The 21,677-nt window shown below is 69.2% G+C and carries 13 protein-coding genes; 8 read left to right on the forward strand and 5 right to left on the reverse strand.

All coding sequences use genetic code 11. The features are described from left to right. Positions 1-7: 7 nt before the first annotated feature. The 5 genes from PV646_RS31400 (at position 8) to ctaD (ending at position 12,195) form a co-directional block, all read left to right on the forward strand. Positions 8-4,162 (forward strand): glycoside hydrolase family 2 TIM barrel-domain containing protein, encoded by a 4,155-nt coding sequence (locus tag PV646_RS31400; protein WP_500345922.1) that lies wholly within the window; start codon positions 8-10, stop codon positions 4,160-4,162. 65 nt (positions 4,163-4,227) lie between these two features. Further along, positions 4,228-5,046 (forward strand): slipin family protein, encoded by an 819-nt coding sequence (locus PV646_RS31405; RefSeq protein WP_500345923.1) that lies wholly within the window; start codon positions 4,228-4,230, stop codon positions 5,044-5,046. 127 nt (positions 5,047-5,173) lie between these two features. Next, on the forward strand, positions 5,174-9,070 hold the full coding sequence (locus PV646_RS31410) for an AAA family ATPase (RefSeq protein ID WP_500345924.1): 3,897 nt from the start codon (positions 5,174-5,176) through the stop codon (positions 9,068-9,070). Next, positions 9,071-10,396: an esterase/lipase family protein gene (locus PV646_RS31415; protein ID WP_500345925.1), complete on the forward strand. Its 1,326-nt coding sequence runs from the start codon at positions 9,071-9,073 to the stop codon at positions 10,394-10,396. It abuts the gene before it with no gap. Between the two features lie 38 nt (positions 10,397-10,434). Continuing rightward, complete coding sequence (gene ctaD / locus PV646_RS31420; RefSeq protein WP_500345926.1) at positions 10,435-12,195, forward strand: aa3-type cytochrome oxidase subunit I; 1,761 nt, start codon at positions 10,435-10,437, stop codon at positions 12,193-12,195. Between the two features lie 9 nt (positions 12,196-12,204). Here the strand turns inward: ctaD and PV646_RS31425 are convergent, their stop codons facing one another. Then, a complete protein-coding gene (locus PV646_RS31425) occupies positions 12,205-13,017 on the reverse strand; it encodes an SCO6745 family protein (RefSeq protein ID WP_500345927.1) in 813 nt (270 codons plus the stop codon). A gap of 471 nt (positions 13,018-13,488) precedes the next feature. Between PV646_RS31425 and PV646_RS31430 the strand changes: the two genes are divergently transcribed. Further along, positions 13,489-14,025 carry a DUF4240 domain-containing protein gene (locus PV646_RS31430; protein ID WP_500345928.1) on the forward strand — a complete coding sequence of 179 codons (537 nt, stop codon included), beginning with the start codon at positions 13,489-13,491 and terminating at the stop codon, positions 14,023-14,025. Positions 14,026-14,198: 173 nt separating this feature from the next. Here the strand turns inward: PV646_RS31430 and PV646_RS31435 are convergent, their stop codons facing one another. The 4 genes from PV646_RS31435 to PV646_RS31450 form a co-directional block, all read right to left on the reverse strand. Continuing rightward, positions 14,199-14,585, reverse strand: coding sequence for a hypothetical protein (locus PV646_RS31435; RefSeq protein WP_500345929.1), 387 nt, complete (start codon positions 14,583-14,585; stop codon positions 14,199-14,201). A gap of 189 nt (positions 14,586-14,774) precedes the next feature. Then, positions 14,775-16,703 carry a vWA domain-containing protein gene (locus tag PV646_RS31440; protein WP_500345930.1) on the reverse strand — a complete coding sequence of 643 codons (1,929 nt, stop codon included), beginning with the start codon at positions 16,701-16,703 and terminating at the stop codon, positions 14,775-14,777. Beyond that, positions 16,700-18,091 carry a sigma 54-interacting transcriptional regulator gene (locus PV646_RS31445; RefSeq protein WP_500345931.1) on the reverse strand — a complete coding sequence of 464 codons (1,392 nt, stop codon included), beginning with the start codon at positions 18,089-18,091 and terminating at the stop codon, positions 16,700-16,702. Before PV646_RS31445 ends, PV646_RS31440 begins: the two co-directional genes overlap by 4 nt. A 55-nt stretch (positions 18,092-18,146) precedes the next feature. Beyond that, positions 18,147-20,291 carry a N,N-dimethylformamidase beta subunit family domain-containing protein gene (locus tag PV646_RS31450; protein WP_500345932.1) on the reverse strand — a complete coding sequence of 715 codons (2,145 nt, stop codon included), beginning with the start codon at positions 20,289-20,291 and terminating at the stop codon, positions 18,147-18,149. A 31-nt stretch (positions 20,292-20,322) separates the two neighbouring features. On the opposite strand from PV646_RS31450, the gene PV646_RS31455 reads away from it, so the two are divergent. Next, positions 20,323-20,814 carry a hypothetical protein gene (locus PV646_RS31455; RefSeq protein ID WP_500345933.1) on the forward strand — a complete coding sequence of 164 codons (492 nt, stop codon included), beginning with the start codon at positions 20,323-20,325 and terminating at the stop codon, positions 20,812-20,814. A gap of 60 nt (positions 20,815-20,874) precedes the next feature. Next, the gene (locus tag PV646_RS31460; RefSeq protein ID WP_500345934.1) at positions 20,875-21,672 is read left to right on the forward strand and encodes an Rv1486c family protein; all 798 of its coding nucleotides are present in this window, start codon (positions 20,875-20,877) and stop codon (positions 21,670-21,672) included. Positions 21,673-21,677 lie beyond the last annotated feature (5 nt).

Here is a 21,677-nt window from a genome sequence, read left to right on the forward strand (position 1 = left end):
TCCCAGGATGACCGGCGAGCACCAGGAACCTCCGCACCCGGATCTGGCACCCGAACGCCGCCTGAGCCTGAACGGCGAGTGGCGCCTCCGGATGTTCGACAGGCCACAGGACGTCAGGGAGACCCCGGACGGGTGGCGCACGGTCAAGGTCCCCCACACGTGGCAGACCGACTTCCTCGACCACCCGATGTTCCGCAACATCCCCACCGAGATGTACCCGGACGACCCGCCCCGGATCCCGCACGACGTCAACCCCACCGGCGTCTACGAGAAGACGTTCGACCTTCCTGCGGACTGGGACCGCACGCTGGTCCGTTTCGAGGGCGTGACCAGCGGATACTTCGTGTGGGTCAACGGCACGTACGTCGGCTACGACCAGGGCGGCTACACGCCGGCGGAGTTCGACATCACCTCGAAGCTCAAGTCCGGCCGCAACACGCTGAAGGTCCAGGTCCACCGCTGGGGCTCCGGCTCGCACCTGGAGGACTTCGACCAGTGGCGGTTCTCCGGCATCTTCCGCGAGGTCTGGCTCTACACGACGCCGAAGACCTACCTCGCCGACGTGACGATCAAGACCGACCTCGACGCCCAGTACCGCGACGCCACGATCACCGCGGACGTCAAGATCGGCGGCCCTGCCGAGGGCCACACCGTCCGGACCAGGCTCTTCGACCCGCAAGGCCGCGAGGTCACCGTGCAGGACGGCCGAGTCACGAATCCGCTCAAGTGGACGGACGAGACCCCGGACGTCTACGAGCTCGAGATCGAACTGGTCCGGGACGGCCGGGTGATCCAGACCGGCAGGCAGCCCGTCGGGTTCCGCGAGATCGAGATCGCCGACAAGCAGCTGAAGATCAACGGCAAGCGCGTCCTGTTCCGCGGCACGAACCGGGCCGAGACGTCCGTGCGCGGCAGCCGCCACGTCACCCGCGCCGACCAGGAACAAGACGTCCAGCTGATGAAGCGGTTCAACATCAACGCCGTCCGCACCTCGCACTACCCGAGCGACCCGTACTTCTACGAACTCGCGGACCGCAACGGCCTGATGATCGCCGACGAGGTCGACGTCGAGACCCACCACCACGACGGCTGCCCGAGCAACTGCCTCGCTGAACGCCCAGAGTGGCAGGACGCGTTCCAGGACAGGTTCGTCGCGATGATGCAGCGTGACAAGAACCACCCGAGCGTCGTCATGTGGGACACGGGCAACGAAGCGGGCCTCGGCAAGGCGCACCACACGATGGCCGAGTACGCGCGGAAGAACGACACCCGCCCGCTCTACCACCAGCCGAACGTGCCGGACGGTGACGCGCCGTTCGCGGACGTGGCCGGCCCGCGCTACCCGTCGCCCGCGAGCCTCGAAGCCAAGGCGAAGACCACGACCAAGCCGATCATCATGGGCGAGTACGCGCACGCCATGGGCAACAGCCTCGGCAACTTCAAGGAGTTCTGGGACGTCGTGCGCGCCTACCCGCAGGTGCAGGGCGGTTTCATCTGGGACTGGGCCGAGCAGAACATCGCCCTACCGCTCTACACCACGCCCGACGACGCCAATGGCATCCTCTCGTACCTGTCGGGCAAACCGTCCCAGGTGGACGGACCGCACGGCAAGGCGTTGCGGCTCAGCGGACTCGACGACTTCGTGGAGGTCTACCGCGACCGCAAGCTCGACGAGGTCACGAACGGCCTCACCCTGGACGCCTGGGTCAAGCCCGACACGTGGACCGGCGACTTCACCGTCATCTCCAAGGGCGACCACCAGTACGCGTTGAAGATGTCCAACGCCACCACGCTGGAGTTCTTCGTCCACAGCGGTACCTGGCGCACGGTCCGTGCGACGGTCCCGGCGGACTTCCAGGGCAACTGGCACCGCGTCACCGGCACGTTCGACGGCACGAAGCTGCGGTTGCTGATCGACGGCCGCGAGGTCGCGACGACGGACTTCAGCGGCACGATCGACTGGTCGCACTGGCCGGTCAACATCGGCCGCAACGCCGAGACCATGCAGGAGAACGTCGGCACCCGCATGGCCCACGGCGCGATCGACCAGGTCCGGATCTACCACCGCGCGCTGACCGAGTCCGAACTCGCCGCCGATCCCCAGCGGACCGCCGTGCTGGCACTCGACTTCGAGAAGCTGGAGGACAAGGGGCGCAAGCAGTCCTACGGCGCCGGCACGGGTGGTGTCGACGGCGTGGTGTGGGCGGATCGCAGGCCGCAGCCGGAGGCCACCGAGCTGATGGCCGTCCACTCCCCCATCCGCTTCTCCTTCTCGGGCAACGAGCTCACGACCGTCAGCGAACGCCAGTTCACCGGCACCGACGACCTCGAACTGCGCTGGCAGGTCCAGGACAACGGCCGCACCATCGCCCAGCACCGCGGCAGGCTCCAACCGGGCACGACCACGTTGCCGGACTTCACCGCCGAGACAGACCGCCACCTGACCGTCCGCGCGGTCGACCGGCGGGGCAACGACGTCGGCATCGCCCAGTTCCCGCTGGGCGGCACGCAGATCGCCGGACTGCACACGCCGTCCGCTCCGGGCAAGCTCACGACCACCGAGACCGGTGACGAGGTCGTGTTGTCCGGCAAGGACTTCCGCTATGTCGTGAGCAAGAGGTCCGGCACGCTGACCTCCATGCGCGTGCGGGGCACCGAACTCCTCAAGGCCGGTCCGGAACTCGACGCGTGGCGCGCACCGCTGTCCAACGAGTCCATGAGCGAGGACGGTTCCTGGTACCGCAACGGCCTCGACCGGCTCAAGACCACGGCGTCGAGCGTCACGGTCACGCAAGGAACGGACACGGTCGTCACGGCCGAATCCACCGCTCAAGCCGTGCAGAACGCGTCGTTCGACCAGACCTTCACCTACCGGATCACCGGCGACGGTGAGATCAGGGTCGGGCACCGGGTCGCCGCCCAGGGCCGCATGCGCGACCTGAGCTACCTGCCCGGCATCGGTTTCACGCTGAAGGTTCCGTCGGACCACCGGAAGTTCACCTGGTACGGCCGCGGTCCGGGCGAGAACTACGACGACCGCAAGTCCGGCGACCCGATCGGTGTCTATCAGTCCACAGTGGACCGCGAGTTCAACGACTACTACAAGCCGCAGGACCACGGCAACCACGCCGACACGCGCTGGGCGACGCTGTCCAACGGCCGCGCGGGCCTGCTCGTCGCGGGTGATCTCGACGTCCGGGTCTCGCAGTACGACGACCTCGACCGTGCCGCGTACCCGTTCGCACTGAAGAAGAACGACGGCTGGACGACCCTGCACGCGGCGCACCGCGTGACAGGCGTCAGCGAGACGTTCCACGAGCCGTTGCCGCAGTACCAGGTGGAGGCGGGCAACGAGTACGCGTACTCCGTGCTGCTGCGTCCGCTCACGCCCGTGGAGGCCGCAACGGGCAAGCTCGGCAACCGGGTGGACTGCGCGCCCACCGCCGAACTGCGTGCCGCCGACACCGTCCTCGAGCCGGGCGAGCAGGTCGAGGCCGAACTGGTGGTGACGAAGCCCTGCCCGGGCACGACCACGGCCAGGCTGACCGCGCCCGAGCACTGGTCCGTCACGCCGGGCACGGCCGACCTGTCCGGAGGCAGCGCGAAGGTGACGATCAGGCGCGACGGCGGGGACACCGGCACCCGTCCGGTCTTCGCGGAGATCAGCACGGGCAAGGCGACGTCCAGCCTGACCGCGGACTTCACCGCCACCCCGCGCCCTCCGCAGGGCGAAGCCCCGGTCTCCGCGCTGGAGTTCCTCGGTGAACGCAACGGCTGGGGCCCGGTCGAACGCGACCGCAGCAACGGCGAGGACCAGGCCGGCGACGGCAACCCGATGAGCATCCGGGGCGCCCGGTTCGACCGGGGCGTCGGCGTGCACGCCGACTCGGAGTTCCAGGTCTACACCGGCGGCGGGTGCGGCACCCTGACCGCCACCATCGGCGTCGACGACGAGACGAACGGCGGCGGCAGCGTCCGGTTCGAAATCCTGAAGGACAACCGTTCGGTCTACCGAAGCCCTGTGCTGACAGGACAGAGCGCAGCCGTCTCCATCACCGTGGACACGAGTGGAGCAACGGTGCTGACGTTCCGGGTGACGGACGGAGGTGACGGCAACCCGCACGACCACGCCGACTGGGCGTCTCCCGTCCTGCACTGCTGAAAATTGTCGGACCCCGGGCGTACCGTTGGAGATCAAGGGCATTCGCCGCTGAAAGGCGGGGTCTCATGGTCTTCTTCGAAATCCTCGGCGGGCTGGTGGCGCTCGGAGGCCTCGGTCTCGTGATGAGCGCCAGAGTGATCAAGCAGTACGAGCAGGGCCTGGTGTTCCGGTTCGGCAAGCTGCAGCAGGGCGTGCGCGGGCCAGGGCTGACGATGCTGGTTCCCGGGGTCGACCAACTCCGGAAGGTGAACCTGCAGATCGTCACCCTGCCCGTGCCGGCACAGGACGGCATCACGCGCGACAACGTCACCGTGCGCGTGGACGCCGTCGTGTACTTCAAGGTGCAGGACCCGGCGAAAGCCGTCATCAACGTCGAGGACTACCGGTTCGCGATGTTGCAGGTGGCGCAGACGTCGCTGCGGTCGATCATCGGCAAGAGCGAGCTCGACGACCTCCTGTCCAACCGCGAGCGCCTCAACCAGGGCCTGGAGCTGATGATCGACACCCCCGCGCTGGAGTGGGGCATCGACATAGACCGCGTGGAGATCAAGGACGTGGCGTTGCCGGAGAGCATGAAGCGCTCGATGTCGCGCCAGGCCGAGGCCGAACGCGAACGCCGCGCCCGCATCATCACCGCGGACGGCGAGCTGCAGGCGTCGAAGAAGCTCTCCGAGGCCGCCGGGACCATGGAGTCCACGCCCGGCGCCCTCCAGCTGCGGCTGCTGCAGACCATCGTGGAGGTGGCGGCGGAGAAGAACTCGACGCTGGTGCTGCCGTTCCCGGTGGAGCTGCTGAGGTTCCTGGAGAAGAACACGAACCTGGAGCTGCCGAAGGAGCCGGCCGAGTCGCCGAAGGAGTCGCCGGAGCCGAAGGACCAGACGTGAGTCCCGAGGCGCCGCACGTCCGGCAACCCGGTCCGCCGCCACCTCGTCCACCGCGACTACGCCATGTGAGTTAAGCGCCGTAACACCCCCTGTTCGCGGGCGACGTCTGGACAGGGGGTAGTGACGCATGCAGGAGAGGGTCAGAGGCAGGTTCGTCGGCATCGGCGTCGGCTCCTACGAGCTGGTGCAGCCGCTTCAGCACGCCGTGAGCGACGTGCGGGAGCTGCGTGCCCTGCTCAAGGGCTACGACGGCGACCCCCTGGCCGACCCCACCGAGGCCGACATCCGCGCGCACATGAAGGAGCTGCGCCGGCAGCCGCAGGACGGCGGCGCGCTGGTGGCGTTGTGGAGCGGGCACGCGATCCCCGTCGCCGGCAACCTCAGGCTCCTGGCCAGGGACAACGACGGCACGGTCGACGGCATCATGCTGCACGAGTTCGCGCTCTGGTGCGCGGCTTCGGGCGCGCACCAGGTGCTCATCATCATCGACGCCTGCTACTCGGGCGCCCAGCTCGACGAGGCCGTCCGCACGGTCGCCGCCGTCCAGGAGGAGCTGCTGGCGGGCCAGGTGCACTGGGCGGGCGTGCTGGTGTCGTGTTCGAGCATCGAAACGGCCCGTGACGGCTTGTTCGGCGGGAAGCTGCGCAAGCTGCTGCGTGCGGGTCCCACGGCGGCTGAGGACGCACGGCGGTGGAGCGACCGCATCGCGTTGGTCGACGGCGGAGCGGTCGGCACGGCGTTGCTGAACACGTGGGACAGCGACGTCCAACGGCCGCGCTTCATGCAGTACGGGTCCGCGCAGCCGATGCTGCCGAACCCCCTCTACGCCGCGAACACGGTCGTGAAGCACCTTCTGCTCGCGGCCCGCGGTGGTGACTCCACGGACAACAGGTCGTGGTTCACCGGTCGCACCGCCCAGGTCGACAAGGTCGTGAGCTGGGTGAGGTCCGGGGTGGCCGGCCTGCGGGTGGTCACCGGGTCGCCGGGCACCGGCAAGTCCGCGGTCGTCGGCCGAGTTGTCAGCCTGTCCAACTCGGCCGAGCGCGACCTGCTGCTGACCGCCGGGCCGTCGTTCCGCCACGCCGACCCCGGTCCCGGCTCGGTCGACGCGGCCGTGCACGCCCGCGCGATGGACGCGGACCGCGTGGCCGACCTGCTGAGCCGCCAGCTCGTCGCCGCCGGGCTCCTCCGCGAACCCGACGGCCCGCGGCGGGGCGCGGCCGAGCTGGTGGGCGTGGTCAGCGCGTTGGCGGAGCCTCCCGTGCTGGTCGTCGACGGTCTGGACGAGGCGCGCGGTGAGTCGTTCTCGATCGCCACGTCGCTGCTGACCAAGCTGGCGAGCTACGCGATCGTGATCGTCTCGACCCGCCAGGCGCACCGGGTCGCGGGCGGCGCTCCCCTGCTGACCGAGCTGTCACCGGTCGAGGTGCTGAACCTCGACGACGCGAACAGCGAGTCCGACGTCCGCGAGTACGTGATGGCACGCCTGGGACCCACGGCGAAGCAGTCCACCGTGGACGAACTGGCGAGGCTGCCGTTCCTGACCGCGTGGATGATCACGGACCAGGTGCTGGCCGATGGCGGCGCGGACCTCAAGCTGTCGTTGGACGCGGCGTTCGACCGTGAACTCGCGAAGGTGCCTTCTGCCCGTGCGCTGCTGACGGCGTTGACGTGGAGCTACGGCGCGGGATTCCCCGAGGCCGAGTGGATGGCTGTGGCGCAGGCGTTGTCCGGTGAGGAGTTCACCCGTGACGACATCACGGCCGTGCTCACCGAACTGGGCCGTCACGTCGTGCAGGACGGTGAGGAGGGCACGGCGGTCTTCAAGCTGACGCACCAGACGTTCGCGGACCACCTGCGGCTGCCGTTCGCGCCGAGCCGGGACGAGGTGTTCGCGCCGGACGCCGAGAAGGTCGCGTGCGCGCTCATCGGGCTGTACCGGCAGCGCATGGAGGCCGGTGTGCCGCCGAACGTGCCGGGCTACCTGTGGAAGTACGCGTGGCGGCACTGCGGGCACGCGGGTACGCGGGCGTTGGACGGGCTGCGCGCGCTCGCCGTGATGAACCCGATGTTGTTGCCGGACATCGCACTCGCGGCCACGACGGCCGCCGGCGAACTGATGCACTGGGGTCGTGGCGACGAGGCCATCGCACCGCTCGAAGAGGCCGCCGAGCACTTCCGCGCTCTCGTGCCGAAGCTGCGGATGTACCTGGCGGACCTGGCGTTCGTGCTGAACAAGCTCGGCCGGCGGTTCCGTGAGGCCGGACGCCTCCAGCAGGCGGTGGCACCCGCCGAAGAGGCCGCCGTGCGGTACCGCGAGCTGGTGGCGTCGACTCCGACGACGGCGGAAAGCCTGACGCACAAACGGCTTGCGCAACGCATCGCAAAAACGACGACGCACGGCGGCGACAACCCGACGTACGCGGCGCACCTCAGCGGCGCGTTGGTGGATCTCAGCGAGGTCTACGCGATGTTGGGGCGTAGGCAGGACGCACTGTCCACGGCCCGTGACGCCGTTGCGGCCGTCGACACCGACGCACCGCTTGCGCGCGCGATCACCTGTCTCGCCGCACGGTGCAGCGACTCGGGTCTGCGCTACGAGGCCATGCAACGGTCGAAGCTGGCGGTCGAGCTGTACTACTCGCTCGCGCAGACGAACCCGGTGTTCCTCGCGGATCTCGTGAGCGCGCTGGTGGAACTGAGCCGCGACTACCTGGCGCTGGGCCGGCTCTCCGACGCCGACAGCATGACCCGGCAGGCCGCGGAGATCAGCGGCACACTCGGCCGGCACGCCGCGTTCCGGCCGCAGCTCGCCGACGCGGCGCTGAGCCTGAGCGTCGCGTACAGCATGGTCAGCCGCACGGACGCGGCTCTGAACGCCGCCCGGCAGGCCGCCGACCTCGCCGACGGGCTGCCGGTGCACGGTCAGGCACTGCACAACCTGATGCGGCGCCAGCGCGACGCGGACAAGCCCCGCGAGGCGCTCGCCACCGGCCTGCGGACCGTCGAGGTGTGCCTGCTGCCGGAGAACACGGACCGCCTGTCGACGCTCGCGGCGGCGTTGTTCACGCTCGACACGCTCTGCGCGGGGCTCAAGCAGCCCGAGATCGTCGACGAGACCTGGGAACGGGTGACCGCGCGGTTCAACGGCCCGCACCTCGCGACACTGCTGATGCTGCGGGCGGCGGCCACCAGGGCGGGTGATCCGGCGGCGGCGAAGTGGCTGTGCCAGGCGCTCACGCACGTCGGCCAGTCGCGGCAGGCGATTCACGACGTGCACGACATCGCGCGCCGCCACTACGACTCGGGCCCGTGGCCGTGGGACACCACGCCGGACTGGCTGTCGGTCGACCGTGCGTTGCTGCGGACCGCACGCTCATGGGTGTTCGCACGCTCCTATGCCGAGGAACGCACGATCCTGCTCGCACACCCCGAGTTGTTGTCCACGGACGCGGATGTCGCTGTCACGGAGGCGTTGTACGGCACGAGCCTGATCGAGGCACAGGTCATCCAGGCGCGCAGGGCGACCGCGCAGCAGCAAGGCGTCATGCTCGCCTATCGGCCGTGGCTGCTCGCGAGTCTCGCGGACGAGTTCGTGGACGCCACGCCCGCACGTCGTCGCGAACTGCTCGCCACGCGCCGGGAGGAGTTGCTGGACAAGGAAGTGCTGAAGAACGTCCGCGACAACCGGCCCGTGCACGCGTTGCTGTTGCTGGCCGGCGAAGACGCCGACGTGCTCGACCTCGTGCTCGACGCCGTCGACGACCCCGCGCGCGTGACCGAGATCCTGCGCGGACTAGCTGCCGGTGCGTCACCTCAAGCGCTGACACAGGCCGTGACGGCGTTGGAGCCGCACGCGTTGGCGGCGCTGTACAAGGTGGTCGCGCGCGCTCGGGCCGGTGACCAACGTCTGGCGTTGCCCGCGGCCGGTCAACGGCTGGCGTGGATCCACGAACTGACCTATCTGGTGCCCGCGAACCTCGCGCTGCTCTCCCTCATCCGCAAGCTCGCCGAGGAGTCCTAGATGAGCGATCTGGTCGTCGTCCTGCCCGGCATTCTCGGCAGCACGCTGCGCAACTCGGACGGCATGGTGTGGGAGGTGTCCGGCAAGGCCGCGTTGCGCGCGGTGCTGACGCTCGGCCGCAGCCTGCACAAGTTGAAGCTCCCGGCCGGTATCGGCGACGAACACCCTGGCGACGGCGTCGAGCCCGTCGGGCTGATGGCGGACCTGCACGTCATCCCGGGCATCTGGACGCCGCTGAAGGGCTACGACCGGGTGACGCGCAGGATGAACTCGCTCGGCTACAGCGTCGAGAAAGGCACCCTGCTGCTCTTCGCCTACGACTGGCGGCTGTCGAACCGCTACAACGGCGCGTTGCTGGCGCGGCGGGTGGACGAGATGCTCGACCGCATCGGACCGGACGCCAAGGTCAGCTTCGTGTGCCACTCGATGGGCGGGCTGGTCGCGCGGTGGTGCATCGAGCAGTGCGGGATGGCCGAGCGGACGGCGAAGCTGATCACGATGGGCACGCCGTACCGCGGGGCCGCGGCGGCGTTGGACCAGCTGGTCAACGGCGTGCGCAAGGGGCTCGGGCCGTTGGCGATCGATCTGACGGAGTTCGCGCGGTCGATGCCGTCGCTGCACCAGTTGCTGCCCGAGTACGCGTGCATCGAGTCTCCTGCTGGTCTGCTCAAGACCACTGAGGTGTCGTTGCCCGAGCTCGACACGAAGATGGTCTTGGACGCGATGGCGTTCCACGGCGCGTTGACCGACTCGTTCGCCGACAAGACGTACGCGATCCTCGGCGGTAAGCAGCCCACGGCGACCACGGCACGTGTCGCCGACGGCAAAGTCACCTGTTACCGGACATATGAGGGCGACGACCTGTACGGCGATGCGACCGTGCCGATGCTCGGTGCCGCGCGCCGTGGCCTGGCGTTGGACTCGAACACGCTGCACCGCGTGACGGAGCAGCACACGTCGTTGCAGGACAACGCCGCCGTGCTGGACGCCGTGGAGTCGTTCCTGACCGCGAAACCCATCGTCCCGCGCAACGTGGTCACGACCGAGCCGCAGCTCAGCGTGCCGGACCTGGTGCTGACCGGGGAGACCCTGGAGGTCACCGTCGAACTGAAGGACACACCCGCGCGGGCGTTGAAGGTGGCCTTGGTCGACGAGAACGGCAAACAGGTCGAATCGCGCAGTCCGGCGATCTCCGAGAGGATGTCGATCAGATTCGGTGAATTGGCCCCCGGCGCCTACTACGTGCAGGTCAGCGGCATAGCCGTAGGCGCTCCGGTGGCTCCGGTGACCAGTGCGGTGCTCGTCGTGGATTGCCCCTCGGTCTGACCGGGAGGACGATTCACCTCTGGCACGGAGGAGGCGCGATGACCACGATCAAGCCAACGCCCGTAGTGCCCCATCCGGGGGCGGCGCGCGCACGGCCGAAGGGCTCGTACTTCCTCCAGCTGTTCAAGACGACGGATCCCAAGCAGATCGGGATCATGTACCTGACCACGTCGTTCGTGTTCTTCATGATCGGCGGCCTGATGGCGCTGCTGATGCGCGGCGAGCTGGCGCGGCCGGGTCTGCAGTTCCTCTCCAACGAGCAGTACAACCAGCTGTTCACCATGCACGGCACGATCATGCTGCTGCTGTACGCGACGCCGATCCTGTTCGGGTTCGCGAACTACGTCCTGCCGCTGCAGATCGGCTCGCCGGACGTCGCTTTCCCGCGTCTCAACGCCTTCTCGTACTGGCTGTACCTGTTCGGCGGCATCATCGTGGTCGCGGGGTTCGTGACGCCCGGCGGCGCGGCGGACTTCGGCTGGTTCGCCTACACGCCGCTGTCCTCGGCCGTGCACTCGCCGGGTGTCGGCGCGGACATGTGGATCATGGGTCTGGCGATCTCCGGCCTGGGCACGATCCTCGGCGCGGTCAACATGACGACGACGGTGGTGTGCCTGCGCGCGCCCGGCATGACGATGTTCCGGATGCCGGTGTTCACCTGGAACATCCTGGTGACGTCCGTGCTGATCCTGCTGGCGTTCCCGATCCTGACCGCGGCGCTGATGGGCCTGGCGGCCGACCGGCACCTCGGTGCTCACGTGTTCGACCCGGCCAACGGCGGCGTGATCCTCTGGCAACACCTGTTCTGGTTCTTCGGCCATCCCGAGGTGTACATCGTCGCGTTGCCGTTCTTCGGGATCGTGACGGAGATCTTCCCCGTGTTCAGCCGTAAGCCGTTGTTCGGCTACAAGGGTTTGGTGTTCGCCACACTCGCGATCGCCATGCTGTCCGTGGCCGTGTGGGCGCACCACATGTACGCGACCGGCGCAGTGCTGCTGCCGTTCTTCGCGCTGATGACGTTCCTCATCGCGGTGCCGACGGGCATCAAGTTCTTCAACTGGATCGGCACGATGTGGAAGGGCCAGCTGACGTTCGAGACGCCGATGCTGTTCTCGATCGGCTTCCTCGTGACGTTCCTCTTCGGTGGCCTGACGGGCATCCTGCTGGCCTCACCGGCCGTCGACTTCCACGTGTCGGACACGTACTTCGTGGTGGCGCACTTCCACTACGTGCTGTTCGGCACGATCGTGTTCGCCACCTACGCCGGCATCTACTTCTGGTTCCCGAAGATGACCGGGCGGATGCTCAACGAGCCGTTGGGCAAGCTGCACTTCTGGACGACGTTCTTCGGGTTCCACGGCACGTTCCTGGTGCAGCACTGGCTGGGCAACGAGGGCATGCCGCGCCGTTACGCCGACTACCTGCCCTCCGACGGCTTCACGTTCCTCAACACGTTGTCGACCATCGGCGCGTTCCTGCTCGGCGCGTCCGTGCTTCCGTTCGTGTGGAACGTCTTCCGCTCCTACCGCTACGGCGACCCGGCCCCGCAGGACGACCCGTGGGGCTACGGCAACTCGCTGGAGTGGGCCACGACCTCGCCCCCGCCGCGGCACAACTTCAAGGAACTGCCTCGCATCCGCTCGGAGCGTCCGGCGTTCGAGCTGCACTACCCGCACATGGTGGAGCGGATGCGCGACGAGGCGCACTTCTCGCTGACCCATCCCGGCAAGCACCGGGCGGGCAAGGACGAGGTCACCGAGAAGGCGCTCGCGTCGACCGAACGGGACGGGGCGGACTAGGGCCGAGCCCTAGCGGCGGCCGGGGATCATCCCGGCCTCGACCACGGCCTTGCTCAACGGCGCGGCCAGCTCGACGAACCGCTGCTTCTCCTGGTCGGACAGGACGTCGTAGGCCGGCGCGGCCATGTGGTCCGTGTCGTCCTCGATGCCCTGCCGCAACTCGCGCCCCTTCTCCGTGAGCAACTGGTCCTCGCCCACGAGCCCACGCGCCTGCAGGTCCTGGACAGTCGCCGCCCACTGCTCCTCAGACCACGCACGCGTCTTGCGCAGCACATCAGCCGGATAGTCACCCGTAGCGACGTGCAGCACCAACGCCTCGATACCAGTCACGTTGTGCCGCAGGAGCGCCGCGAGGTGCCCGTCGCCACGGAACTCACGCAACAACGTCTGCGCGTGGAACAACTGCAGCCGGGGCTCGTCCGGCCACGGCAACGCGGCGTGCGCGGCGAACAACGGACGGCCGTGCAACATGTCCTTGGACCGCTCGGCCGCGCGCCGAGCCAGCTCGTTGATCTCCTTGAGGTCGTCCGGCAAGACCTTCGCGAGCGCCTCGTCCGCCGCCTCCCAGCGCAACTCCAACATGCGCTCCGGCGACACCTTCTCCCAGGCCTGCGGGATGCGCGCCCGCACGATCGCGGGGTTGAAGTTGTAGAACGTCGCGATCACGACCTCGGCCCCGACCGCCCCCAGCGCAGCGGCCCGTGACGCGAAGTAGCCGCCGGGCCGGTCCAGCCCGGCACTCGCGTACCGCTGCTCCGCCTCGGGAGAGAAGTAGATCATTCCGTGCACGGCCTCGAGCGAGCGAAACAGAGTCCTGATCATGTCTACAACCTAGAACGTCCAGGCTCGTAAGTCAGCCGCCGATCTCGCTTTCGGCGGCGCACCCTGCTCTCCGCCAGTTCCTCCCCCTTCACACCTAGCCTGCCTGCACACCCCTCCCTCCCTCCCTCCCTCCCTCCTGCTCGCCTCGGCCTGCCCGCCCGCAACGCTCACCGTCTGCCCTCATCTCGTACCGCCTCGGACTCCCCACCGCCGCTTCCTCTCGCCAGCCCGCTCCCCCGCCGGCCCGCTCCCCCGCCGGCCCGCTCCCCCGCCGGCCCGCTCCCCCGCCGGCCCGCTCCCCCGCCGGCCCGCTCCCCGCCAGCCAGCCTTCTCTCGCCTCTCGCCTCTCGCCTCCCGCCTCCCGCCTCCCGCCTCCCGCCTCCCGCCTCCCGCCTCCCGCCTCCCGCCTCCCGCCTCCCGCCTCCCGCCTCCCGCCAAAAATTGTCAGACCCCTCTGCCAAGCTTCGACCTGTGGACCCGAACACCTTCTGGAAGCTCATCTCCGACGCCCGAGCGAGCGTCCCCGACCCGACCGACGGCTACGCCGTGGCGGCCGCCGCCACCACACTGCTCGCCGAGCGTCCGCCCGCCGAGATCGTGGCGACCCAACAGGTCCTGTGGGACCTGCTGACGGCCTCGTACCAGAACCCGTTGTGGGCAGCGGCATACCTGATCAACGGCGGCTGCTCGGACGACGGCTTCGACTACTTCCGCGGCTGGCTCGTGACCCAGGGCGAGGAGACCTACACGGCCACCCTCGCCGCCCCGGACTCACTGGCGGCCTTACCCGCGGTGGTGGCGGCCGCGGAGTCCGGCATGGAGTTCGAGTGCGAGGACGCGCTGTCGATCGCCTGGAACGCCCACATCAAGGCGACGGGCATGCAGTTACCGCAGGACGCCTTCCGGATCAGCTACCCCACGCTAGACCCGGACTGGGACTTCGACTTCGACGACAGCGCCGAACTCGCCACCCGCCTGCCCCGGTTGGCCGCGCTCTACGACCTCTGAACGCGCGGAAGACTTCTGGCAGCTGATCTCCGCCGTGCGTGCCGGCGCCGAGATCTGCTGCAAGGTGGCTGTCCGCACCAACCCGACGAACCGCTGTCGGGTAGCCGCCCTCGTCCTACCCCGACGACCTGCAGCCGTCGTGCCAGAGCGACGAGCACGGGGGCGAAGTGCCGCTACGACAACACTTCCCGCTCCCGACGGCCCTCAGCCGCCACGAGCACACCGAACACCACATGATCCAGCCACTGCGGAACCCTGGGCAGAGACCGGATCTGAGCGTTGTGGCGCCCGAAGACCTCCAGGTCGAGGGCGGCGATCAGCAACCCGGCCACCGCCCCTCCGACCACACCCCGCACCCGCAGCCGTGTGAGCACGAACGCCCAAAACCCCGACACGGCAAGGTGCACGACAACGCCGGCACGAGCACCGCCGCCGACCAACGACCCGGCAGCCCGTGTAGCGCGCAGCAGGTCGTCACGCTTCATCAGAGCGTGCATGGTCGACGGCACGCCGCTCAACACCACCGCGAGGAGGTACCTACGCCCCAACGACGCACGCATCACCGACACCCGCCCAACGACGCACGCATCACCGACACCCGCCCAACGACGCACGCATCAGCGACACCCGCCCAACGACGCACGCATCAGCGGCGCATCCGTCGACGAAGCCTGCATCAACGACGCCCGCACAGCGACGCCTGCACCACCGACGCCTGCATCACTGACGCCGGCACAACGACACCCGCATCACCGACGCCGACGCCGCGACTTCAGGTAGTCGCTCACCACAGCAGCCCCGAGCCCTTCCTCGTCCGCCGACACCACACGCCCGCCACCTCGCCGGGCCACGATGTCGACGAACGCGGCCAGGCGCGGATCGTCGCCCAGCTTGAACACCGAGATCGTCGCCCCGAGCCTGGCGAGCGCGTCGACCTCGTTCAGGGTCTTGGCCAGCGTTCGAGGCAGCGGCGGGTAGTTGAACTCCGCGTCGCCCTCGGGTTCGAGGTGCGCGGTGGGTTCGCCGTCGGTCACGACCAGCACCACGGGCTGGGCGTCGGGATGACGCCGGACGTGGCGGCCCGCCAGCAGCAACGCGTGGTGCAGGTTCGTGCCCTGTTCCCACACGCCTTCCAGCGCCGTCAGCTGACCGATGTCCACGGCCTCGGCATAACGCCCGAACGTCACCAGTTGCAGAGCATCCGTCCGGAATCGGGTGCGCACGAGGTGATGCAGGGCGAGTGCCGTGCGTTTCATCGGCACCCAGCGGCCGTCCTGCACCATCGACCAGGAGGTGTCGACGCACAACGCGACTGCCGCACGTGTGCGGTGTTCGGTCTCGGACACCTCGAGATCGACGACGTCCAGGGACATCGAGCCGGAGCGCAGCACTGAGTTGCGCAGGGTTCGTGGCACGTCCCAGGGTTCGGTGTCGCCGAACTGCCACGGACGGGTCGAGCCGATCAGCTCACCCGCGGCGCCGGCCGAGGTCGTCTCGCGGGCGCCCTGCGACGACCGCAGCTGGTCGACGACGCCGCGCAGCGCTGTTTCTCCCAGGCGCCGCAACGCTTTCGGCGTCAGCTTCACGGAGCCGTCGGGGGCGCGTTCGACGATGTTCTGCGAACGCAGTGCCTTCTCCAGCTCCGCGAGGCGGCGGGCGTCGACCGAGGCCGACTCGCCCAGTTGGCGTTCCAGAGCCTCCAGGTCGATGTCCTCCAGGCGGGCGCCGGGGTACGACTGGGAGAGCTGCTCGGCCAGGGCGTCGAGCTCGGCGAGGTCCGCCATGGCCTGGGCGCCCTCGCCCAGGCCCAGCGGGTCCTGGCCGCGGAAGCGGGCGGACGACGTCCAGTCCTCGCCCGGCCGCAGGCGTTGCAACAGGGAGTCCAGAGTGGACAGAGAGGAGCCGATGCCACCGAAGGCCTGCTGTGACAGCGCGGACAGCTCGGCGCGCTGCTCGTCGGTCATCGAGTTCATCATGCGTTGCGCGGCGGCCGAGCGGGCGGCCAGGGCGTCGATGAGCTCGTCGACGTTGCGGGGCTTCTCCGGGAAGAACTCGCCGTGCTTGCGCATGAAGTCGTCGAACAGGCGCGGTGTGTCCGGGGAGCCGGAGGCGTGTGCCTCCAGCAGCGAGTTGAGGTCGCGAAGCATGCGCTGGATGCGCTCGACGTCGCGTGAGTCCACGTTGGACAGCGCGTCCTTCATGCCCTGGAAGCGCTGGTCCAGCAGTTCGCGGCCGAGCAGGTCACGGATCTGCTGGAACGCCTCGCGCGCCTCCTGCGACCGCCAGTCGTAGTGCGACAGCTCCTGGACCGCGGCGGCGGTGCCCAGTGGCAGGGCGTCGAGCTGGGCCTCGCGGAAGCGCGCGTCGTCGGACGGGTCCGGGAACAGAGCCCGGCGTTCGGCCTCGACGGCGCGGTCGAGCAGCTGCTGGACCTCCTGCAACGTGCCGTCGAGGCGGTGCCGGCGCTGGATCGACGCACGGCGCTGCCACAGGCGTGAGGTCAGGTCGTCGAGGCCGCGGGTGCCGTCGACGCCTCGGCGCAGCAGTTCGCGCAGGGCGGACTGCGGCGAGGCGCCCTCCATGATCTCGCGGCCGAGCTCGTCCACGGCCGCGCGGAGGTCCACCGGGGGCGCCAGCGGATCGGCGCCGCCGCCCCAGCGTCCGTAGCGGTATCTCATCCGTACACCGATCGGTCGTCGTCGGAGGAGTTGTCCTTCGACAGGTGGCGGGTCAGGTAGAGCGACTCCAGAGCCAGTTCGACGGCCGAGGCGATGCGGCCGACGGGGTCCTTCGGGCCCGCTCCCAGGCGCGCCGCGACCTCGTGCAGGATCGGCAACTCCGGCAGCGCGGCCAGCAGGTCGCCGGCGTGCACGCGGTCGCCGGTCGCGACCGGGTGGCCGTCCGAGACGACCTCGGCGAGCGCGCGGAGGTTCAGGCCGGCCAGGCGGGCGCGGGCGGTGTCGGCGATCGAGCGGCGCAGCAGGTGGACGAGGACCTCGTCCTCACGACCGTCCTCCCCCGCCTCGAACTCGAGCTTGCCGCGCAGCACGTCCGGCACCGACTCGAGGTCGATCGGGCGGGCGATGGCCGGGGTCTCGCCGATCAGCGCGGACCGGCGCAGCGCCGACGCCGCCACGGTCTCCGCCGCCGCGACGGCGAACCGGGCCGAGACGCCGGAGCGCTGGTCGATCGACGACGACTCGCGCAGGTGCCGGACGAAGCGGGCGATGATCTCCAGCAGGTGGTCGCCCACCTCGGCCACCAGGTCGGCCTCCTGGCGGACCAGGTCGACCTCGGCGTCGATCTCCAGCGGGTAGTGCGTGCGCACCTCGGCGCCGAAGCGGTCCTTGAGCGGCGTGATGATGCGGCCGCGGTTCGTGTAGTCCTCGGGGTTCGCGGTGGCCACGAGCAGCACGTCCAGCGGCAGCCGCAGCGTGTAGCCGCGGACCTGGATGTCACGCTCCTCCATGACGTTGAGCAGCGACACCTGGATGCGTTCGGCCAGGTCAGGAAGCTCGTTGATGGCGATGATGCCGCGGTGGGCGCGCGGGAGCATGCCGTAGTGGATGGTCTCCGGGTCGCCCAGCGATCGGCCTTCGGCGACCTTCACCGGGTCGACGTCGCCGACCAGGTCACCGACGGACGTGTCGGGTGTCGCGAGCTTCTCGGCGTAGCGCTCGGTGCGGTGCCGCCACACCACCGGCAGGTCGTCGCCGAGTTCGGCGGCCCGGCGCTTCGACTCGGGCGTGATCGGGTCGAGCGGGTGTTCGCCCAGCTCGGAGCCCTCGATGACGGGCGTCCACTCGTCGAGCAGGGAGATCAGGCTGCGCAGCAGGCGCGTCTTGCCCTGCCCGCGCTCGCCGAGCAGGACCACGTCGTGGCCTGCCAGCAACGCGCGTTCGAGCTGAGGGAGCACCGTGCGGTCGAAACCGACGATGCCGGGCCACGGGTTGCGTCCTTCGCGCAGGGCAGCGAGCAGGTTCTCCCTGATCTCGGTCTTGACGCCGCGCGGCAGGTGCCCGGCGGCGCGCAGTTCGCCCGCCGTGCGGGCCAGGTTCTGGGTCACGCGAACGACGCTACGCAACCGAACCTGACCCGTCGACGTGGAGCGACTCCAGCTGCTAGAGCCGGGCGGCGTTCACCGCGTTCAGCAGGATCCGCGACATCTTCGGGTCATGGGCGAGAGCACCGTTGAAACAAAGGGAACTCGCGCTGAACACCCATCCACCGTTCGGCTTGGACATCACGCACATCTGCGCGCCGTGCGGTTGTTCTCCATGAGCGAACTGGACGACGCCGGGCGCTTCCGGGCCCGCGCCGGTCCTGGTGTCGACCTCCCAGCCGCTGGCCGCGAAGTTGTACCCGGTCCTGCCGAACTTGTCGCCGACCTGGAGCCCGGTGCCCTCCAGGAACGGGTGGTCGGCGTCCACGACGTACGGGTACATCTCCATGTAGGAGGTGCTGTCGTACGCGACGCCGAGCACCTCCGACTCCGGCAGCCCCTGATCGCGCCACGTCCAGCGCTCGCCGTTGTCGGGGCGGCGGTGCAACACGAACCCACCCGAGGCGTTGTAGTCGACGCGCTCGTACATGCCGTTGCCACCCGTGTAGATGAGGCGGCCGCCGTTGGCGAGGTACGTCTCCAGCGCCGTTCGCATCTCCGGCGTCCAGTACTCGGGGTGTGTGGCGAGCACGAGCGTCTTGTACTGCGCGAGCCACGACGGGTCGTGCAGGTCGAGGTCCTGGTAGCAGTCGTAGGCGACGTTGTTGTCCGTGAACCACTTCATCAGCAGCAGGTCGCCGTAGAACCGGACGTCGATGAACCCGGGAGCCTCGATGTAGGCGTTCGCGAACGGTCGGCGGATGGAGAACTGACGCCGCCCGTAGGCCGCTTCCCAGGAGTACTGGAAGTGTCCGCCCCAGTGGTTGTAGGCGTTGTGCGTCAGATACGGCAGGAGCAGCGCCACCTTCTCTCGCGGCTGCTTCGGCTTCACCACGAACGGGATGTACTGCCTCATCCCGTACGGGCCTTCGAGCTTCACGACGTGGAACCCGGACTGCCAGTCGTCGGGCACGGTGAACGAGAAAGACGTGGGCCAGCCCGGCCCGTTCGCCCGGTAGCCGGACCTGAGCAGGTGCCGCTGCCCTCGATACGTCTGCGGGGCCCTGACCTGCGTGGCACCGCCCTGCTCGAGCGGGCCGGTCAGCCGCAGCACGCCGGCGGTGAACTGGTCGAAGGTCGTCGAGACCGCGACGTCGAGGGTCTGCCCCGGCGCGACCGACCAGCTGGTGTACCCCTGGAGGTTCGCGGTCCTCGCCACGCTGAAGCCGGTGCCGACCAGCGCGCCCGTGCCGTTGGGCCAGAACACACCGGACGTGTCGATCGTGAGGTGGTTCGCGAGCTTGTACCAGCGGAGCTCGTGGTCGGTCCGGGTGTGGTCCCGGTTGACCCACACGACGTAGACGACGCCGTTTTCGGCGAAGCGTTCGACGCCCGAGCCGAAGTCGAAACCGCTGCCGACGTAGAGGCCGTCGCCGTTGTTCGCCCACGCACCCGGACCGTTGGAGCCGTCGCCCGCGAGGTAGCGGAACCAGTGCAGCACAGCACCATGCCGCACGCCGTAGATGACGCCGTTCAGGTCGGCGAAGAACATGTCGTAGTCGCGCTTCTCGCTCGCGATCTTCTGGCCGACGCCGTCGTTCTCCCACGCGCCGGGGCCGTTCGAACCGTCACCGGCCAGGTAGCGGAACCAGTACATGTCGCCGTGGGCGTCCACCGCGTAGAAGACGCCGTCCCAGCCGCCGAAGACGTACGAGTACTGACCGAAGCCGCGGTGGATGATGTTGTTGGTGCCAGGCGCCCAGTAGCCGTCACCGTTGGCGGGGTTCGTGAGCACCCACTTGTGCCACCACATCGTGCCGTCACCGCACAGGCCGAAGAGCTGACCGTGCTGGTCCGCGAGCACGTTCGTGTGAATCTGCCAGCCGTAGCCGATCTCCCTGCCGTCGCCGCTGGCCCAGTTGTACGTGCCGTTGTCGCGGCCCAGGTGCTTGAACCACTTGATGCGGCCGTCGGCGTAGAGCGTGTAGATGATCCCGTTGCCACCGGGCACGATCTGCAGCAGCCGCTGTTCCGGATCCTCCGCGGCGGCGTGTGCGACCGGCTGCTGACCCGCTGCCAGCGCGACCCCGGCGAGCGCGGCCGCCGTGCCCTTGAGGACGGTCCGGCGCGCGACAGTTCCCTTTTCGTCATCCCCCAGATGCATGGGGCCATCGTGCAGCACAATGCGAGGCGTTATGAGCAACTGTGTTGACTTCAGATGGGCCCCGTCACCCGCGGACTGGCGGGCCAGCCTGCGCGCGATGGTGCCGATGTTCAAGTGGGCGCCGTGGTTCGCGCTCGTGTTCGGGGTGTTCTCGCTCGTGCTGCTCCTCGGCTTCGAGGACACCCTTGTCGTGGCGCTCTTCGGCCTGGCGTGCGCGCTGGTCATCGGCCTCATGGAGCCGATCGCGGTGTGGTGGCGCTTCTCGTCCGACGAGATGATCAGCCGGACCGTGATGGGCAGCGCCGACGCCCGGTCGTTCCGGCTGGCCGTGGGCAACGCGGTCCGCGAGGAGATCGTCTGGGAGGACCTGCCGGGCTGGACCGAGACGCGGCAGGGCTTCGTCCTGGAGACGCTGGACGAGGGCGCGGCGTCGTTTTCCGTACCGCACCGGGCCTTCGCCTCCGATGAGGACGTGACGTCGTTCCGGTCGTTGCTCGAGCAGCACATCGGTCCGGCGAAGTAGCTGTCTCGGATCGGGCACACCGGGTGGGGCTCCCGGGGCCCGGCAACGTAATCTCTTCGGGTGTCCTGTGCGAGTGCCACGCTGGTCGTGTGGACGTCGGGCTGGCTGCACGGTCTAGCCGCCGCCGACGACGTCCTCGACGCCCTGCACCTGTGGGCCGAGCAGCACGAGGTGGTGGCCGACGACGACGGCACCGCCACGGCGCTCGACCTCCCCGGTCCCGACGAAGCCCCGGTGGGCCCCGCCCTGCTGCTGGCCGCCCTGCGGCGCGCGGGCGCGACCTCCGCCCGGCTGGTGCTACCAGTACCGGGCGACGTACGGGGCCTGGGAGGCAAAGGCACCCTCGCGACGTGCGCGCTGCGCTCCGGCGAGGCGCTCGTCGTCCCGTCCGTGCACATCGGGCTGGTGCCGAAGATCGTGGCCGACGGCGTGATGCGCTGGACGGTGTTCGACCTGCCGTCGTCCAACGGCCTGGAGCACATCCCGATCGGCGAGGCGGAACACGGCCTGGGCGCGGCCCTGCGCGAGGCGACGGCGGCCCTGGCCACCCTCGACGTGGCCAAACACCGCCCGAACGTCCGCAAGGAAATCGCCGACCTAGCGGCCGAGAACTCCACCCTCCCGTGGCCCGACGCGATGCCGCCCCGCTCGCTGCGCGTGCTGCAGCGGGCAGCCGAGGTGGCCGCGATCGTCACGGTGGCCAGCTCCGACGCTCCCGGCGGCGCCCTCTCGGCCTCCGCGATGACCGCCCGCACCGAAGCGCTGCGACCGGTCTCCGAAGCCGTGCGCCGCGCACGCTGCGCAGCAGTGGACGAGGCCGTGCGCGTCCTCGCGGACAGCGGCGCCGGCCGCCACTGACACGT

Origin of the sequence: Streptomyces sp. ID05-26A, from assembly GCF_033794685.1 — a bacterium.
GTDB lineage: Bacteria > Actinomycetota > Actinomycetes > Mycobacteriales > Pseudonocardiaceae > Lentzea.